This is a genomic window from Methylorubrum sp. GM97 (genome assembly GCF_024347855.1).
In the GTDB taxonomy this organism is placed as follows: domain Bacteria; phylum Pseudomonadota; class Alphaproteobacteria; order Rhizobiales; family Beijerinckiaceae; genus Methylobacterium; species Methylobacterium extorquens.
In genome coordinates this window covers 1,942,031-1,957,158 of the sequence record NZ_AP025942.1, presented here as the reverse complement: position 1 = coordinate 1,957,158, position 15,128 = coordinate 1,942,031, and the positions used below count along the sequence as shown (strand labels likewise).

At 69.5% G+C, this 15,128-nt stretch carries 15 protein-coding genes; 10 read left to right on the top strand and 5 right to left on the bottom strand.

Annotation, left to right across the window (positions count from 1 at the left end):
- Window positions 1-91 precede the first annotated feature (91 nt).
- The 4 genes from MSPGM_RS09120 to uraH form a co-directional block, all read right to left on the bottom strand.
- Window positions 92-1,345, bottom strand: coding sequence for a GGDEF domain-containing protein (locus MSPGM_RS09120; RefSeq protein WP_003603976.1), 1,254 nt, complete (start codon window positions 1,343-1,345; stop codon window positions 92-94).
- Between the two features lie 146 nt (window positions 1,346-1,491).
- Entirely contained in the window at window positions 1,492-2,475 is a 984-nt protein-coding gene (locus MSPGM_RS09115; RefSeq protein ID WP_003603975.1) for a putative bifunctional diguanylate cyclase/phosphodiesterase, read from the bottom strand.
- 248 nt (window positions 2,476-2,723) lie between these two features.
- Window positions 2,724-3,716, bottom strand: a complete 993-nt coding sequence (locus MSPGM_RS09110; RefSeq protein WP_003603974.1) for a DUF808 domain-containing protein — start codon at window positions 3,714-3,716, stop codon at window positions 2,724-2,726.
- 805 nt (window positions 3,717-4,521) lie between these two features.
- Window positions 4,522-4,917, bottom strand: coding sequence for a hydroxyisourate hydrolase (gene uraH, locus MSPGM_RS09105; protein ID WP_003603973.1), 396 nt, complete (start codon window positions 4,915-4,917; stop codon window positions 4,522-4,524).
- Window positions 4,918-5,153: 236 nt separating this feature from the next.
- Here uraH and puuE point away from each other — a divergent pair, with 236 nt between their 5' ends.
- A complete protein-coding gene (gene puuE, locus MSPGM_RS09100; RefSeq protein WP_003603972.1) occupies window positions 5,154-6,566 on the top strand; it encodes an allantoinase PuuE in 1,413 nt (470 codons plus the stop codon).
- 30 nt (window positions 6,567-6,596) lie between these two features.
- Here puuE and MSPGM_RS09095 read toward each other — a convergent pair whose 3' ends face one another.
- On the bottom strand, window positions 6,597-7,529 hold the full coding sequence (locus MSPGM_RS09095) for a LysR family transcriptional regulator (protein ID WP_003603971.1): 933 nt from the start codon (window positions 7,527-7,529) through the stop codon (window positions 6,597-6,599).
- A gap of 134 nt (window positions 7,530-7,663) precedes the next feature.
- Between MSPGM_RS09095 and MSPGM_RS09090 the strand changes: the two genes are divergently transcribed.
- The 9 genes from MSPGM_RS09090 (at window position 7,664) to rutF (ending at window position 14,961) form a co-directional block, all read left to right on the top strand.
- Complete coding sequence (locus tag MSPGM_RS09090; protein ID WP_012752597.1) at window positions 7,664-8,914, top strand: urate hydroxylase PuuD; 1,251 nt, start codon at window positions 7,664-7,666, stop codon at window positions 8,912-8,914.
- Window positions 8,915-8,952: 38 nt separating this feature from the next.
- Window positions 8,953-9,792, top strand: a complete 840-nt coding sequence (locus MSPGM_RS09085; protein ID WP_003606176.1) for a bifunctional allantoicase/(S)-ureidoglycine aminohydrolase — start codon at window positions 8,953-8,955, stop codon at window positions 9,790-9,792.
- Complete coding sequence (locus MSPGM_RS09080) at window positions 9,789-10,286, top strand: ureidoglycolate lyase (protein WP_003606174.1); 498 nt, start codon at window positions 9,789-9,791, stop codon at window positions 10,284-10,286. Before MSPGM_RS09085 ends, MSPGM_RS09080 begins: the two co-directional genes overlap by 4 nt.
- A gap of 127 nt (window positions 10,287-10,413) precedes the next feature.
- Window positions 10,414-11,055, top strand: a complete 642-nt coding sequence (rutR, locus tag MSPGM_RS09075) for an HTH-type transcriptional regulator RutR (protein WP_003606172.1) — start codon at window positions 10,414-10,416, stop codon at window positions 11,053-11,055.
- A gap of 237 nt (window positions 11,056-11,292) precedes the next feature.
- A complete protein-coding gene (gene rutA, locus MSPGM_RS09070) occupies window positions 11,293-12,387 on the top strand; it encodes a pyrimidine utilization protein A (protein ID WP_043708152.1) in 1,095 nt (364 codons plus the stop codon).
- Window positions 12,387-13,133: a pyrimidine utilization protein B gene (gene rutB / locus MSPGM_RS09065; protein ID WP_012752595.1), complete on the top strand. Its 747-nt coding sequence runs from the start codon at window positions 12,387-12,389 to the stop codon at window positions 13,131-13,133. The genes rutA and rutB overlap by 1 nt, the downstream gene beginning before the upstream one ends.
- Window positions 13,134-13,145: 12 nt before the next feature.
- A complete protein-coding gene (gene rutC, locus MSPGM_RS09060; RefSeq protein ID WP_003606169.1) occupies window positions 13,146-13,538 on the top strand; it encodes a pyrimidine utilization protein C in 393 nt (130 codons plus the stop codon).
- 4 nt (window positions 13,539-13,542) lie between these two features.
- Window positions 13,543-14,325, top strand: a complete 783-nt coding sequence (gene rutD, locus MSPGM_RS09055; RefSeq protein WP_003606168.1) for a pyrimidine utilization protein D — start codon at window positions 13,543-13,545, stop codon at window positions 14,323-14,325.
- A 30-nt stretch (window positions 14,326-14,355) separates the two neighbouring features.
- Window positions 14,356-14,961 carry an NADH-dependent FMN reductase RutF gene (gene rutF, locus MSPGM_RS09050; protein ID WP_012752594.1) on the top strand — a complete coding sequence of 202 codons (606 nt, stop codon included), beginning with the start codon at window positions 14,356-14,358 and terminating at the stop codon, window positions 14,959-14,961.
- The last annotated feature ends 167 nt before the right edge of the window (window positions 14,962-15,128 follow it).

The following is a 15,128-nucleotide window of genomic DNA, read 5'->3' as shown; positions in this document are numbered from 1 at the left end:
GAAAATCGTTTCGGCGCGCCTCACGACAGGCCCGCGCACGGACCGTTTTTCTGGTGCCGCGACGGTTCGACGGTCGTTCCGTGAGGGACGGTCAGGCCGGTTCGGATCGCGGCTGGCCGACGACCTGGATGGCCTCCATGGCCTCGCGAAGCCCGGAGGACGGCTCCGCTCGGACGGCTCGGGTGTCCGGCGGAGGCGGCGACGGTGCGAGGCACACGCGATTGCGGCCGGCTCGCTTGGCGGCGTAGAGGGCCGCGTCCGCCCGGGACAGGGCGGCGTCGATCCGCTCCTCGCCGGCGGCGACGACCGCGACCCCGATGCTGGCGGTCACGGTCACGGCCGCTCCGTTCACGGTGAAGGGCTGCCCGGCGGCGGACTTTCGCAGGCGTTCGGCGACGGTGGCGGCCGCGGTGGCATCGGCTTGGTCGAGCACGACCAGGAACTCCTCGCCGCCCCAGCGGGCGACGAGGTCGTCCTTGCGCATCACGCCGCGCAATCGCTCGGCGAAGCCGACCAGGGCCGCGTCGCCGCCATCGTGGCCGTAGGTGTCGTTGATCGCCTTGAAGTGGTCGATGTCGGCCAGCAGGATCGCGCATCGCGGCGGGGACGGGGACAGGCCGGCCCGCTGGCTCAATGCCGCGAACAACCCACGCCGGTTCGCCAGCCCGGTGAGGGGGTCGGTGTCGGCCAAGCGGCTGAGCTTCAGGTGCGCGCGCTCGCTTACCATGGCGAGATAGCCGACCTGGATGAAGACGCCGCACCACAGATCGAACAGCAGCGAGTAGATACCGCTCTCGGGCGATGCGAGGCGCTCGTTCGCGAAATGGATCACGCCGATCGTCAGCAGAAAGGCGATAAAGTATCCGCCGAAGCCCAGGAGGACGATGTACTGTGTCCACAGGCGCATCGAAGCGGGCGTTCTCAGGATTTCCCACATGCACAAAGCTGTGCTCAGCGCGATGCAGATGAACACGATGCTCAGGCTCCAAGTCACCGACGCCCCGATCTGGGGCAGGATGCCGTAGGACAGGCCGCTGAGGAGTGCGAGCCCGAGAGTCTGCGGGATGAGGGGCGCACGCTCATGGAAGAGGCGCAGGCCGGCCCAGGACACGGCGAGGCTCGCCCCGTACAGGATGTAGACGATGCTCCCTTTGACGGCATTCAGCGGCACGCTCGGCGGATCTCCGAGCATCAGCAACGACCCGATCAGCGAGCAGCAGAGCGCGCCGGCCCAGACCCCGAAATAGATCTCGCGCGGATGCCGCAGCAGGGTGACGAAGAACACCAGAACAAAAGCAAGGCGACTGCTGATGCTGGCGACCTGAAGGGTGTTTAAGTCGAGCATGACCGTCCAGGCCCTTTACGGATGACCCGCGCGTGGGAGCGCTCCTGCCTCGGAGCGGATTGCCCGTTCGGCGAAAGGCCCATCGGAACAGCGGTCCGGAGCCGATCCCGGTTGTCCCGGCCGCGGGAGCTGGGCGGCAAGGCGCATCATGGGATCGGGTGATCCGACGATTTCGCGGGTGGTTCGGCCTCGCCCGATCGCAGCCGGTGCGCCTGCTCGCTCAGGAGCGCCGTCGCGACCGCGCCCGCGACGGGCCGGCTGAACAGGAAGCCCTGCAGCTCCGTGGCGCCGATCTCGCGAAGCATCCGGGCTTCGTCCTCGGTCTCGATCCCCTCGGCGGTCACCGCCATCCCGAAATGACGGGCGATGTCGTGCATCGTCCGGACCAGGAACCAGCTCTCGCGCGCCTCGCCGAGGCCTCTGATGAACGTGCGATCGATCTTGAGCCTGTCGAAGGCGAAGCGCTGCAGGTAGCCGAGCGACGAGAAGCCGGTGCCGAAATCGTCGAGGGCGATGCTGACGCCGAGGGCACGGAGGGCCGCGACGCCCTCGAGCGCGACGGCGACGTCACCCATCAAGACCCCTTCGGTCAGCTCCAGTTCGAGCCGGCCCGCCGCCAGTCCGCTGGCCCGCAACGCGGCGACGACCCGGTCCGCGAAGCCCGGATCCTGCAGTTGAACCGGGGAGACGTTCACCGAGACCCGGCAGAAGTCCGGCCAGACCGCCGCCTGCCGACAGGCGGCTTCGAGAACCCAGGCTCCGATCGGGCGGATCGCTCCCGTCTCCTCGGCCAGGGGGACGAAGTCGGCCGGTGACACCGGCCCCAGGAACGGGTGCTGCCAGCGCAGCAACGCCTCGCAACCGGTGATCGCCCCCGTCGCCGCGGACACGATCGGCTGGTAGGCGAGCGAAAACTCTCCCCCGGCCAGGGCCGCCCGGAAATCCTTGGCCTTCAGATCCTTGATGCGAGCCGGGACCCGCGGAGCGCCCCCGCTGCCTGTCGCGGAGCGCTCCAGTTCGAGACGCGGCGCCGTCACACCGGCCACGCCCGAGAGCTGGACCGGCTCGATGCACGGCCTGTCTTCCGCACGATGCAGGCGCTGCGACGAAACAGCGGGCTCGCTTCTCATGGAAAGAGCTTCATGAAGAATGCTGTACGCATCGGGGGTCGAGCCGCTCTCACGCTTGTTTCGAATCATCGGCTATCGGACGTTCAAGCCAACAAAAGATAAGACGCAGAGCCTAAGGAAAAGTTATCGTATGTTTATGGAATTTTCCTCCCGAGTGACCCCTAACAAATCCTAAAGCACCGCAAGGTGCTGGAGATGTTTGTTCCGAAGTTATGTAGGCACGGCGCTGGATTCTCCTCTCAGTTTCATCAGGCTTCTTTTCTCCTTGTCGGGAAGAGTTGTTTGACCGCTCTCGAGGCCGGCGCCAGGATTTTGCCGGCTATCGGGATCAGCGCGAAGCCTGCGAGCAGTCCGATCACGCCCGCGCCGGCCGCCGTCACCAGCCACGCGATGACGCCGCCGAGTGCCGGCACGGCCCCGCTTGCGGCGACAGCCACCTCGTGAACCACGTGCTCGGGGCCGGCGAAGCCGTAGCCTGCGAGGCTGTGGACGATGATGCCGCCGCCGACCCAGACCATGGCCGCCGTGCCGACGAGGGCCAGCACCTTCAGGAAGACGGGCATGCCGCGCACCAGCCCGCGGCCGATCGCGGCCAGCACGCCGCTGCCCCGCCGGGCGAGCGCCAGACCGATGTCGTCGGCCTTCACAATCAAGGCGACGGCGCCGTAGACCGCGAGCGTGATGCCGATCGCGACGAGCGCCATCACCACGGCGCGCGACCAGACCGTGCCATCGCCCAAGCCCGCCAGGGTGATGGCCATGATCTCGGCCGAGAGGATGAAGTCGGTCTTGATCGCGCCGGAGACCCGCTGGTCTTCCAGAACCTGCGCATCCGGTGCGGCCGCCCTCGCTTTCGCTTCGGCCGTGCGATCGTGGGCCGCGTGCGGCACGATCATCTCGTAGATTTTCTCGGCACCCTCATAGGCGAGGTACAGGCCGCCGAGCAGCAGGAGCGGCGTGATCGCCCAGGGCGCGAAGGCGCTGAGCAGCAGCGCGGCCGGCAGCAGGAACACCAGCTTGTTGATGAGCGAGCCGCGGGCGATGCGCCAGACGATCGGCAATTCGCGGTCCGGCGAGAAGCCGACGACGTAGCGCGGCGTGACCGCGGCATCGTCGATCACGACGCCGGCCGCCTTGGTCCCGGCCTTGGCGGCCTGGGCCGCCACGTCGTCCAGCGAGGCCGCCGCGACCTTCGTCAGGGCAACCACGTCATCCAAGAGGGCTAACAGTCCAACGCTCACAGTCGCTTCATCCCGTTCTCTACTCGGCGAGCATATGGCGCAGCGTAGCGGTTAAGCGAGGAGGCGGCCCGCGCGGCAGGGCGTGGGGCGCGGGTGTGGCGCCATCGGACCGACCGGAAACCCCGCCGGGCTGAGCCGGGCCGGGCACGATCGTCGCGGATCGACGAAGGGAAAATGCGAGAGGCAGGCGATGGCGGGCAGGATCGCCCCCGCAAAAGAGTCGCCAGCGCGCAACACTTCGACTTTTCCTGCAAAACAGGGCGCCGGCCTCTCCAAATCCGTCAAGGTTTGGCTATCAGCCTGATCCGGTCACCTCGTGATTGATCGCCGCCATGCTGTCCGTCTCCCGCGCCGTCGTTTCGAAGCACCGTGAGATTTCCGCGCTGCTCGCAACCTATGCCATGTTCCTCAGCGGCGTATTGATTTTAGCCTGGGCGGCATAAGCCCCGGATCGAGCGCAGACGCCGCGACTTCCACCTGACCGGATACGCTGCCGTTCATCGGTCGCGCTTCGCTTGGGCGGTGCCGGAAGCCCGTGCGAGGACTGTGAACGGCGGCGCGCACTCGTTCCATCGGAGAGGCGTCGGGCAGTTTGTTGCGCACTCTGCCGTGCCTGATCGAGGATCGCTGAAGGCGTGAAGGCCGTCTGCCGTGACGAGGCTGCCGCCCTTCAATGCTCTCACGCTGCAGGCTGCCTCGGCATCGGCCTGCTGCACGACACCTGCCCCTTGATCCTGCACTCACTTTGAACTCGCCCCCCGCCGCATGGGGGCCGATCGGTGTCAGCGGCGGAGCCGTCCGGGTCTCAGCTTCCGCGATAGGTGCTGTAGCCGTAAGGCGAGATCAGGAGCGGCACGTGAAGATGCGCGGGACCGTCCGGGCCCTGCGGCGCGATCCGGAAGCGCACGGGCACGATGTCGAGGAAGGACGGCGGTTCGCCGGCAGCGGCGCGGGCGAAATAGGCGCCGACCTCGAAGGCGATTTCGTAGGTGCCGGGCGCCATCGCCTCGCCCGAGAGGAGGGGCGCGTCGCAGCGGCCGTCGGCATTGGTGGCGGCCGTCGTGAGGAGCGTGCGGGATTCGCCCTCGATGCGCAGGAGCTGAAGGGTCAGCCCCGCCGCCGGGTGTCCGGTGGACGTGTCGAGCACGTGGGTCGTGAGCCGCCGGGCATCCGGTGGTGCGGCGGGGTTTGCGACGGCCATGGAATGCGGTTCCTCCTCCGGACGCGCCGGGCGATCCGCGGCTGCCTGAGGGCCGCACCTTGCCGGCACCGCAACCCTTGCAGATCGGCTCCCACGCACCAACCCGGATTTTCGGGAGCAGCTTTCGAAAACTCCCACAGATCAGGACTCCGCGCGGCGCTATCGTTGCATCTTCACAACCGTCCGAAGCGAGTCGGAACGATCCGCGCACCTGCGCGGCAGACCCGGGGTCATCGATGCACACCTCCCGCGACCTGATCGGATACGGCCGCACCATTCCGCAGGCAGACTGGCCCGGCGGCGCCCGGATCGCCGTGCAGATCGTGCTCAACTACGAGGAGGGGGGCGAGAACTGCATCCTGCACGGGGATGCGGCCTCCGAGGCATTCCTGTCCGAGATCGTCGGCGCGGCGCCCTGGCCGGGCATGCGCCACATGAACATGGAATCGCTCTACGAGTACGGCGCCCGCGCCGGCTTCTGGCGGCTGTGGCGGCTGTTCACGCAACGGGGCGTGCCGGTGACCGTGTTCGGCGTCGCCACCGCGCTCGCGCGCAACCCGGAGGTCGTGGCCGCAATGCGGGAGGCGGATTGGGAGATCGCCAGCCACGGACTGAAATGGATCGATTACCGCGATATGCCGCGCGCGGAGGAGGCCGCGCAGATGGATGCGGCGATCCACCTGCACGAGGAGGTGACGGGCGAGCGCCCCCTCGGGTGGTATACCGGCCGCTCCTCCGTCAACACGCTCGAACTCGGCCTGGAACGGGGCTTTGCCTATCTCGCCGATTCCTACGCCGACGACCTGCCCTACTGGCTGTATGGGCGGGCCGGCACCGGCCTCGTGGTGCCCTACACCCTCGACGCGAACGACATGCGCTTCGCCACCGCGCAGGGCTTCAACACCGGCGAGCACTTCTTCACCTACCTGCGCGACAGCTTCGACGCGCTCTACGCGGAGGGCGCCACCGCGCCGAAGATGATGTCGGTGGGGCTGCATTGCCGCCTGGTCGGCCGGCCCGGCCGCATCGCCGCGCTCGCGCGCTTCCTCGACCACGTCGCCGCCCATGACGGCGTCTGGCTGGCGCGCCGCATCGACATCGCCCGGCACTGGACGGCGCGGCACCCGGCCGAAGCCTTACGCCCGAGCACCATGAGCGCGGCGCAGTTCCTCACCCGGTTCGGCGACATCTTCGAGGACACGCCGGAGATCGCGCTCCGGGCGTGGCAGGCGGGCCTCACCGCCCGCGAGGACAGCGCGGAGGGGCTCCATGCCGCCCTCGTCGGCGCCCTGCGCGGCCTGCCCGCCGAGCAGCAGCGCGCCCTCATCCGCGCCCATCCCGAACTCGCCGGACGGCTCGCCCAGGCGGGACAGTTGACGCAAGCCTCCACCACCGAGCAGGGCAGCGCCGGCCTCGGCGCGCTCTCGGCCGAGGAGCTGGCGCGGTTCGAGCGGCTGAACGCGGCCTACCGCGCGCGCTTCGACCTGCCCTTCATCATGGCCATCAAGGGCAGCAGCCGCGAGGCGATTCTGGCGGCGTTCGAGGCGCGGCTGCGCAACGATCCTGAGCAGGAGTTTCAGGAGGCTTTGCGCCAGATCGAGCGGATCGCGTGGCTACGCCTGAAGGACCGGCTGCCTTCGGAGGGTTGATCCGCGCGGGCGCCCTCCGGGCGCCCAACCCTACCGCGCCAGACGCCGGCCGATCAGGTCGAGCCCGGCGCCGACATGGGCGCGCAGGGCCTCGGTCGTCATCTCGACGAAGGTCTTGGCGCGGGCCGGCAGCATCTTTCGCGATGGATAGACCACGCCGAGGCTGACCGGTGTCGGCGGCGTGCCCGGCAGGACCGGCACGAGGCGGCCGTCGGCGAGGTAGGGCGCCACCTCGAAGACGGGTTTGAGGACGATGCCCTGCCCCTGGAGCGCCCATTCGGTCAGCACGTCGCCGTCATCCGCGTCGATGGGCCCGGCGACCGGCAGCGTTACAACCTCGTCGCCATCGCGCAGGCTCCAGCGGAACTGCTCGGAGCCGGGAAAGCGCAGCAGCAGGCAGGCATGATCGATGAGGTCCGCCGGGCTCTCGGGGGCGGGATGCTCAGCGAGATAGGCCGGTGACGCGCACAGGATCCGCTCGATATCGGCGACCTTGCGCAGGGTGAAGGTCGAGTCGCGCATCTGCGCGAGCCGGACCGCCACATCGACGGCCTCCTGTACGAGGTCGAGCAGATGATCGGACAGCCGAAGGTGGACGTCCGCCTCCGGATGGCGCTCGCGGAAGCCGGGGATCAGCGGCGCCACGACGCGCCGGCCCAGGGTCAGCGGGGCGGTGACCTTCAGCGTCCCGCGCGGCGCGGCGCCCTGGGTCTCGACGCTTTTCTCCGCCCGCTCCACGGAGGCGGCGATGTCGAGGCAGCGGTCGTAGAAGACGCGGCCGGCCTCCGTCAGGTTCATCCGCCGCGTCGTGCGGGTGAGCAGGAGGCAGCCGAGATGCTCCTCCAGCGTCTGGATGCGGTAGCTGATCACCGAGGGCGACAGGCGCAGCGAGCGGCCGGCCGCCGAGAAGCTGCCGGTCTCCGCCGCGCGCATGAAGATACGAACACTCTCCAGGGACAGCATCCGCCCTCCGAGCCCTGCGGCCTCCCGACACGGCCTCGATTTCGTGAAAATTTCGAAAACTGGCAAGGAATTTGATGGGCATACAAGCCCGCCCGCAGCGGTAGGATCGCAGCCGGATACCGAGGGGAGAGCGCGTGGAGAGCTTCGTCTGGGAATGGGGGAGCCTGCTGCTGCGCTGGCTCCACGTCGTCGCTGCGATGGCCTGGATCGGCTCGTCGTTCTTCTTCATCCATCTCGACGCGTCGCTGAAGCGGACGCCGGACATCCCGGCCGGCGAAGGCGCCGCGGCCTGGCAGGTGCATGGCGGCGGCTTCTACGAGATGCGCAAGTATTTCGTCGCGCCGGAGCATCTCTCCCCGGACCTTACCTGGCACAAGTGGCAGGCCTATACGACGTGGCTGTCGGGCTTCGTGCTGCTGGCCTGGATCTACTACGCGCAGTCGCGGCTCTACCTTATCGATCCGGCGGTGATGGACCTGTCGGCCCCGGCCGCGGCGGCGCTCGGCATCGGGGCGCTGGCGCTCGGCTGGCTGGTCTATGACCGCATCTGCCGCTCGACGCTCGGCGAGAGCGAGACCGGCCTCGCGGCGGTCGGCCTGCTGGCCGTCACGCTCGCCGCCTTCGGCTTCTCGCAGGTGTTCAGCGGCCGCGGCGCCCTGATCCATACCGGCGCCCTGATGGCGACCTGGATGGCCGGCAACGTCTTCTTCATCATCATCCCGAACCAGCGCAAGGTCATCGCCGCGCTGCTGAAGGGGGAACGGCCGGACCCGAGCCTCGGCAAGCAGGCCAAGCAGCGCTCGGCGCAGAACAACTACCTGACCCTGCCGGTCGTCCTCATGATGATCGCCAACCACTACCCGATGCTGTTCGAATCGAAGGCGACGATTCCGCTCATCGTCGCGCTGGTCACCGCCTCGGGCGCGGTGATCCGCTTCTTCTACAACAGGCGCCATGCCGACCACGCCCGCTCGCCCTGGTGGGCCTGGGCCGCGGCCTCGGTGGGTCTGGCCGCCGCCTTCGTCCTCGCCGTCGCCGGAAGCGCCGGGGGCCGTGCGGTGCTGGGCCTGCCGCCGCAGGCCGAAGGCCCGCCGGCCACCGCCCTGGCCTCGGCCGGTCACGGGGGCGCTGCGCCGCCGGACCACGTCGTCGAACTCGTCGCGGGGCGCTGCGCCATGTGCCACGCAGCCGAGCCGATCTGGGACGGGATCGGCGTCGCACCGAAGGGCGTTCGGCTCGACACCGCCGAGGCCATCGGCCGCCAGGCCGAGGCGATCCGGCGGCAGGTCGTGCTGACGCACAACATGCCGCCCAACAACGTGACCGAGATGACCGACGAGGAGCGCGGCGTGATCGCAGCCTGGCTGACGGACACCGCGCGCTGAGATCCCTGCCCGACATCGCGACAACGGAACCGCTCCGAATGACCGCTTCCCCCTACAATCCGCCCTGCGGCGGCCTGCCTCCCCAGACGGCGCTGATGACGGGCCGGGCCGTGTTCACCGAGGCCTACGCCCTCATCCCGAAAGGGGTGATGCGCGACATCGTCACGAGCGTGCTGCCGTTCTGGGAGGGCACGCGGGCCTGGATGCTGTCGCGGCCCCTGTCGGGTTTCTCCGAGACCTTCGCGCAGTACCTGATGGAAGTGGCGCCCGGCGGCGGCAGCGAACAGCCGGAGCCAGACCCGCGCGCCGAGGGCGTGCTGTTCGTGGTCGGCGGCGGCCTCCGCCTCGTTCTCGACGGACAGGTGCATGCCCTAAGCCCCGGCAGCTACGCCTACCTGCCCCCGGGGGCGGCCTGGAGCCTGCACGGCGAAGGGTCCGAGCCGGCGCGCTTCCACTGGATTCGCAAGGCCTACGAGCGCGTCGAGGGCCTCGCCTGTCCGCCGGCCTTCGTCACCCACGAATCCGAGACCGCCCCGGTGGCGATGTCGGGCACCGACGGCGCCTGGGCCACCACCCGCTTCGTCTCGCCCGAGGACGTGCGCCACGACATGCACGTCAACATCGTCACCCTGCGGCCCGGCGCCTCGATCCCGTTCGAGGAGACGCATGTGATGGAGCACGGCCTGTTCGTGCTGGAGGGCAAGGCGGTCTACCGGCTCAACCGCGACTGGGTCGAGGTCGAGGCCGGCGACTTCATGTGGCTGCGCGCCTTCTGCCCGCAGGCCTGCTACGCGGGCGGCCCCGGCCCGTTCCGCTACCTGCTCTACAAGGACGTGAACCGGCACGCTTCGCTCGCGCCGTTCGGAGCCTCCCGGTGAGCGAAAGGCGGATTGCCGTCGAGCCGCTGACGCAGGCAGCCTTCGCCCCGTTCGGCACGGTGATCGACAAGGCGGCCGTCGCCCCGCGGCCGATGAACGCCGGCAAGGCCCGCCGCTTCCACGACCTCGCGCGGGTGGCCGTCGCGGGCGCGGACGGGCAGGTGGTGATCGGCTTCGTCGAGGCCGAACCCTACACGCTGCCGCTCCGCCTGAGCCTCGTCGAGCGTCACCCGCTCGGAGCCCAGGCTTTCATCCCCGTGAATGCCGCGCCGTTCCTCGTCGTCGTCTGCCCGGACGAGGGCGGCAAGCCCGGTCGTCCGCGGGCCTTCCTCACCGCCCCCGGCCAGGGCGTCTGCTACGCGCTCGGCACCTGGCACGGCGTTCTCACGCCGCTCGACCGCCCCCAGGATTTCTGGGTGATCGACCGGGGCGGCCCCGGGGTGAACCTGGAGGAGCATCCCTTCGACGAGCCCTGGATCATCGCGCACGCGTGACGGTCTTCGGCCGCGCGGGGAGGACCGTCGCGCACGCCTCGCGGTGTCGGCGATTGGTCGCGCGCACGGGATCGGATACGTGATCCGAGAGCCGCGCGGGGGCGGTGACGGATCGGGAGGCTCGGGCGTGGTCGGAAGCGAGATCGGAGCCCCGGCGCGCCGACAGCGACGCGATGGTGCCCTGCGCCGGGAAGCCGTGCTCGATGCCGGCCTGGAGATCTTCTCGACCGTCGGCCTGCACGGCGCCAGCCTCGACCAGATCGCCCTGCGCGCCGGGCTCTCGAAGACGAACCTGCTCTACTACTTCCGCACCAAGGAAGACCTCTACGTCGCCGTGCTGCGGCGCGTGCTCGATGTCTGGCTCGACCCGCTCCATGCGCTCGACGCGGAATCCGAGCCGGCCGAGGCGCTCAAGCGCTACATCCGCTCGAAGATCACCCTGTCGCGGGACGCCCCGCGGGCCTCGCGGCTGTTCTGCCTGGAGATCGTGCAGGGCGCGCCGCTCCTGCGCGCCGAACTCGAAGGCCCCCTGCGGGACTTGGTCGAGGCCAAGGCCGCGGTGCTGCGCGGCTGGATCGCCGACGGGCGCATCGCCCCGCACGATCCCCGCCACCTCGTCTTCGCGATCTGGGCCGTCACCCAGCACTATGCCGACTTCGCGGTGCAGGTGGAGGCCATCACCGGGCGCGATCTCAGCGACGAGGCCTTCTTCGAGCAGACGGTGGAGAGCACCCAGAGACTGATCCTGGCGAGCCTCGGACTGACCTGATTCGCCTTTTCCCGTTTCGATACCGGGCGACGTCGGCGAAAATCGCACCAAGCGTAAGCAGAAGCGGCCCGCTGCGCGGGCATCGCGCGGAGAGTTTGTGCAAACGGTCAAATATCGACTCTCAGAGTTTGACCAAATGGTCTGATTCGCTACCGTCCAGACCTGTCGCCGGCCCTTCAAAGCGCCGGCCGGACGAGCGAGCGAGGGTTTGATATGACCCAGGCCAAAGATCACGCCATGAATATCGGCGTCTTCATTCCGATCGGAAACAACGGCTGGCTCCTGTCGGAGAATGCGCCGCAGTACATGCCGAGCTTCGAGCTCAACAAGCAGATCACGCTCAAGGCGGAACAGCACGGTCTCGACTTCGTGCTCTCGATGATCAAGCTGCGCGGCTTCGGCGGCAAGACCGAGTTCTGGGATCACAACCTCGAATCCTTCACGCTGATGGCCGGGCTTGCCGCGGTCACGAGCCGGATCAAGCTCTACGCCACGGCGCCGACCCTGTGCCTGCCGCCGGCGATCGTCGCGCGCATGGCCTCCACCATCGACTCGATCTCGAACGGCCGCTTCGGCCTCAATCTCGTCACCGGCTGGCAGCGGCCGGAATACGCGCAGATGGGCCTGTGGCCCGGCGACGAGTATTTCGGCCGCCGCTACGAGTATCTCTCCGAATACGCGCAGGTTCTGCGCGAGCTGTGGGAGACCGGCCGCAGCGATCTCAAGGGTGAATTCTTCCAGATGGAGGATTGCCGCCTGAGCCCGCGCCCGCAGGCGGAGATGAAGATCATCTGCGCCGGGCAGAGCACGGCCGGCATGGAATTTACCGCGACCTATGCCGACTACAATTTCTGCTTCGGCAAGGGGGTCAACACACCGACCGCCTTCGCACCGACCGTGGAACGGCTGGAGGAGGCCAAGGCGAAGACCGGCCGCGATGTGTCCTCCTACGTCCTGTTCATGGTCATCAGCGACGAGACCGACGAGGCGGCCCGCGCCAAGTGGGAGCACTACAAGGCCGGCGCCGACGCGGAGGCGATCGCCTGGCTCGGCCTCCAGGGCGCGGCCGACACCAAGTCCGGTGCCGACACCAACATCCGCCAGATGGCCGACCCGACCTCGGCGGTGAACATCAACATGGGCACCCTGGTCGGCTCCCACGCCACCGTCGCCGCCCTGCTCGACGAGGTCGTGACGGTGCCGGGCACCGGCGGCGTGCTGCTGGTCTTCGACGACTTCCTGAAGGGCCTCGACGATTTCGGCACGAAGATCCAGCCGCTGATGCGCTCGCGCCGGCACGTCACGGGCGAGATGCTGGCGGAGGTGGCGTGATGGACGCCGATGCCCCCGCGGGCTACCGCGATCCGTCCGGCCGCCACGGCGCGGTCACGCTGCCGGCGCGGCCCGAGCCGGTCGCCTTCGACGCTGACGCCACCGTGCTCATCGTCGTCGACATGCAGAACGCCTACGCGACTAAAGGCGGCTATCTCGATCTCGCCGGCTTCGACGTCTCGGCGACCGGGCCGGTGATCGAGCGGATCGCCCGGGCCGTGGCGGCGGCCCGCGCGGCCGGCATCCGCGTGGTCTGGTTCCAGAACGGCTGGGACCCGGACTACGTCGAGGCCGGGGGGCCGGGCTCGCCGAACTGGCACAAGTCGAACGCGCTCAAGACCATGCGCCTCCGGCCGCAGATGAACCAGCGGCTCCTGGCCAAGGGCACGTGGGACTACGCCCTCGTCGATGCGCTGACGCCCGAGCCCGGCGACATCGTCCTGCCCAAGCCCCGCTACAGCGGCTTCTACAACACGCCGCTGGACAGCATGCTGCGGGCGCGCGGCATCCGCACGCTGGTCTTCACCGGCATCGCCACGAATGTCTGCGTGGAATCGACCCTGCGCGACGGCTACCACCGCGAGTATTTTGGGATCGTGCTCGCCGACGCCACCCATCAGGCCGGCCCGCCCGCCCTGCAGGAGGGCGCGCTGCGCAACATCGAGACCTTCTTCGGCTGGGTGTCGGATGTCGCCGCCTTCGAGGCCGCGCTCAGCTCCGACGAAGCCCGCCGCATCCCCGCCTGACCGGAGACCCCCATGCCCAAGACCGTCGTGATCCCGCCGGGCACCGGCAAGCCGCTCGCGCCCTACGTGCCCGGCACGCTTGCCGACGGCGTGCTCTACGTCTCCGGCACCTTGCCGCTCGATGCGGAGGCGAACGTCGTCCACGAGGGCGATGCCGGCGCGCAGACCCGGCACGTGCTGGAGACGATCAAGGGCGTCGTCGAGGCCGCGGGCGGCTCGATGGACGACATCACCTTCAACCACATCTTCCTCAAGGACTGGGCCGATTACGGCGCCATCAACGCCGTCTATGCCACGTACTTCCCCGGCGAGAAGCCGGCGCGCTACTGCATCCAGTGCGGGCTGGTGAAGCCGGCCGCACTCGTCGAGATCGCCTCGGTCGCCCATATCGGCAAGCCGGTCTGAGCCGATGGCCGCGCCCGTCCATCACGAAGTGCACGGGCCGGAGGGCGGCCGCAAAGTGCTGCTCTCGCCCGGACTCGGCGGCTCGGCCCATTACTTCGCACCGCAAGTGCCGGTGCTGGCCGAGCGCTTCCGGGTCGTCACCTACGATCACCGCGGCACCGGGCGCTCCCCCGGTCCGCTCGAGCCGGGTCATGACATCGCGGCCATGGCCCGCGACGTCCTCGACCTGCTCGACCATCTCGACATCGGCACGGCCGACATCGTCGGTCATGCTCTGGGCGGCCTCATCGCCCTGCAACTCGCCCTCACCCATCCCGAACGGGTCGGGCGGATCGTGGTGATCAACGGCTGGGCGGCAATGGACCCGGCGACGCGCCGCTGCTTTGCCGCCCGCAAGGCGCTGCTCCGGCATGCCGGCCCCGAGGCGTTCGTGCGCGCGCAGGCGATCTTCCTCTACCCGGCGCCCTGGCTCTCCGAGAACGCCGCGCGGCTCGCGGACGACGAGGCGCAGGCGCTGGCGCATTTCGCGGGCACGCGGACGGTGCTGACCCGCATCGCCGCCCTGGAAACCTTCGACGCGACGGCCGCGCTCGGGCGCATCCCGCACGAGACCCTGCTCATGGCCGCGCGCGACGACGTGCTCGTGCCCTTCACTGCCTCGGACATCCTCGCGGCCGGGCTCCCCAACGCCCGCCTCGACCTCGCGCCCGAGGGCGGCCACGCCCACAGCGCCACCCGCCCCGAAGCCTTCAACCGCACGCTCCTCGACTTCCTCACAAGTCCCTGAAGCGACCCGACCTCACGAAAGGCCGCCGCCATGACCGAGTCTGAGAGCGCCGCCGTCCCCGTCGATGCGGCCGCCTACCGCGAAGCGATGTCCCGGCTCGCGAGCGCGGTGCATCTGATCACCACCGATGGTCCGGGCGGGCGGGCCGGCTTCACCGCCTCGGCCGTGTGCAGCGTCAGCGACGCGCCGCCGACGCTGCTCGTCTGCATCAACCGCACCTCCTCCGCCTACGCCGCCCTCACCCAGAACGGGACGCTGTGCGTGAACACCCTCGGCGAGGGCCACGAAACGGTGGCCGGCCTGTTCGGGGGCCGCACGCCCGTGGACGAGCGCTTCGCGGCGGGCACGTGGCGGCGGCTGCGCAGCGGGGCGCTCGCGCTCACCGACGCCCTCGTCAGCTTCGACTGCCGCATCGTCGGGCGCCACGCGGTCGGCAGCCACGACGTGCTCTACTGCGCGGTCGAGGCCGTCGCCGCGTCGGGGCAGGCCGACGCGCTGCTCTACAGCGAGCGCCGCTACCGCACGCTTCCCCGCGCACCGCGGAGCGGAGCCGCCCCGGCCGAGCCGGCGCGCGCCGCCCGCGCCCTCGGAGCCCGGCCCGCCGAAGGGCCGGCTTTGGCGCTCCGGAGCGCCTGAGCCGGGATCGGCGCATCGAATCCCGGCCGCCGGGCGCCTTCGCGCCGTTCGGCGCGGACGGCACGGAAAATGCTCGATCCGGTGCTGCGACGATATCCGGCGGCGGGCCCGCCTTCCCCTCCACCCTTCCCTCCCCCTCGGCCCGCCCCCGGCTCCCGGACGCCCGA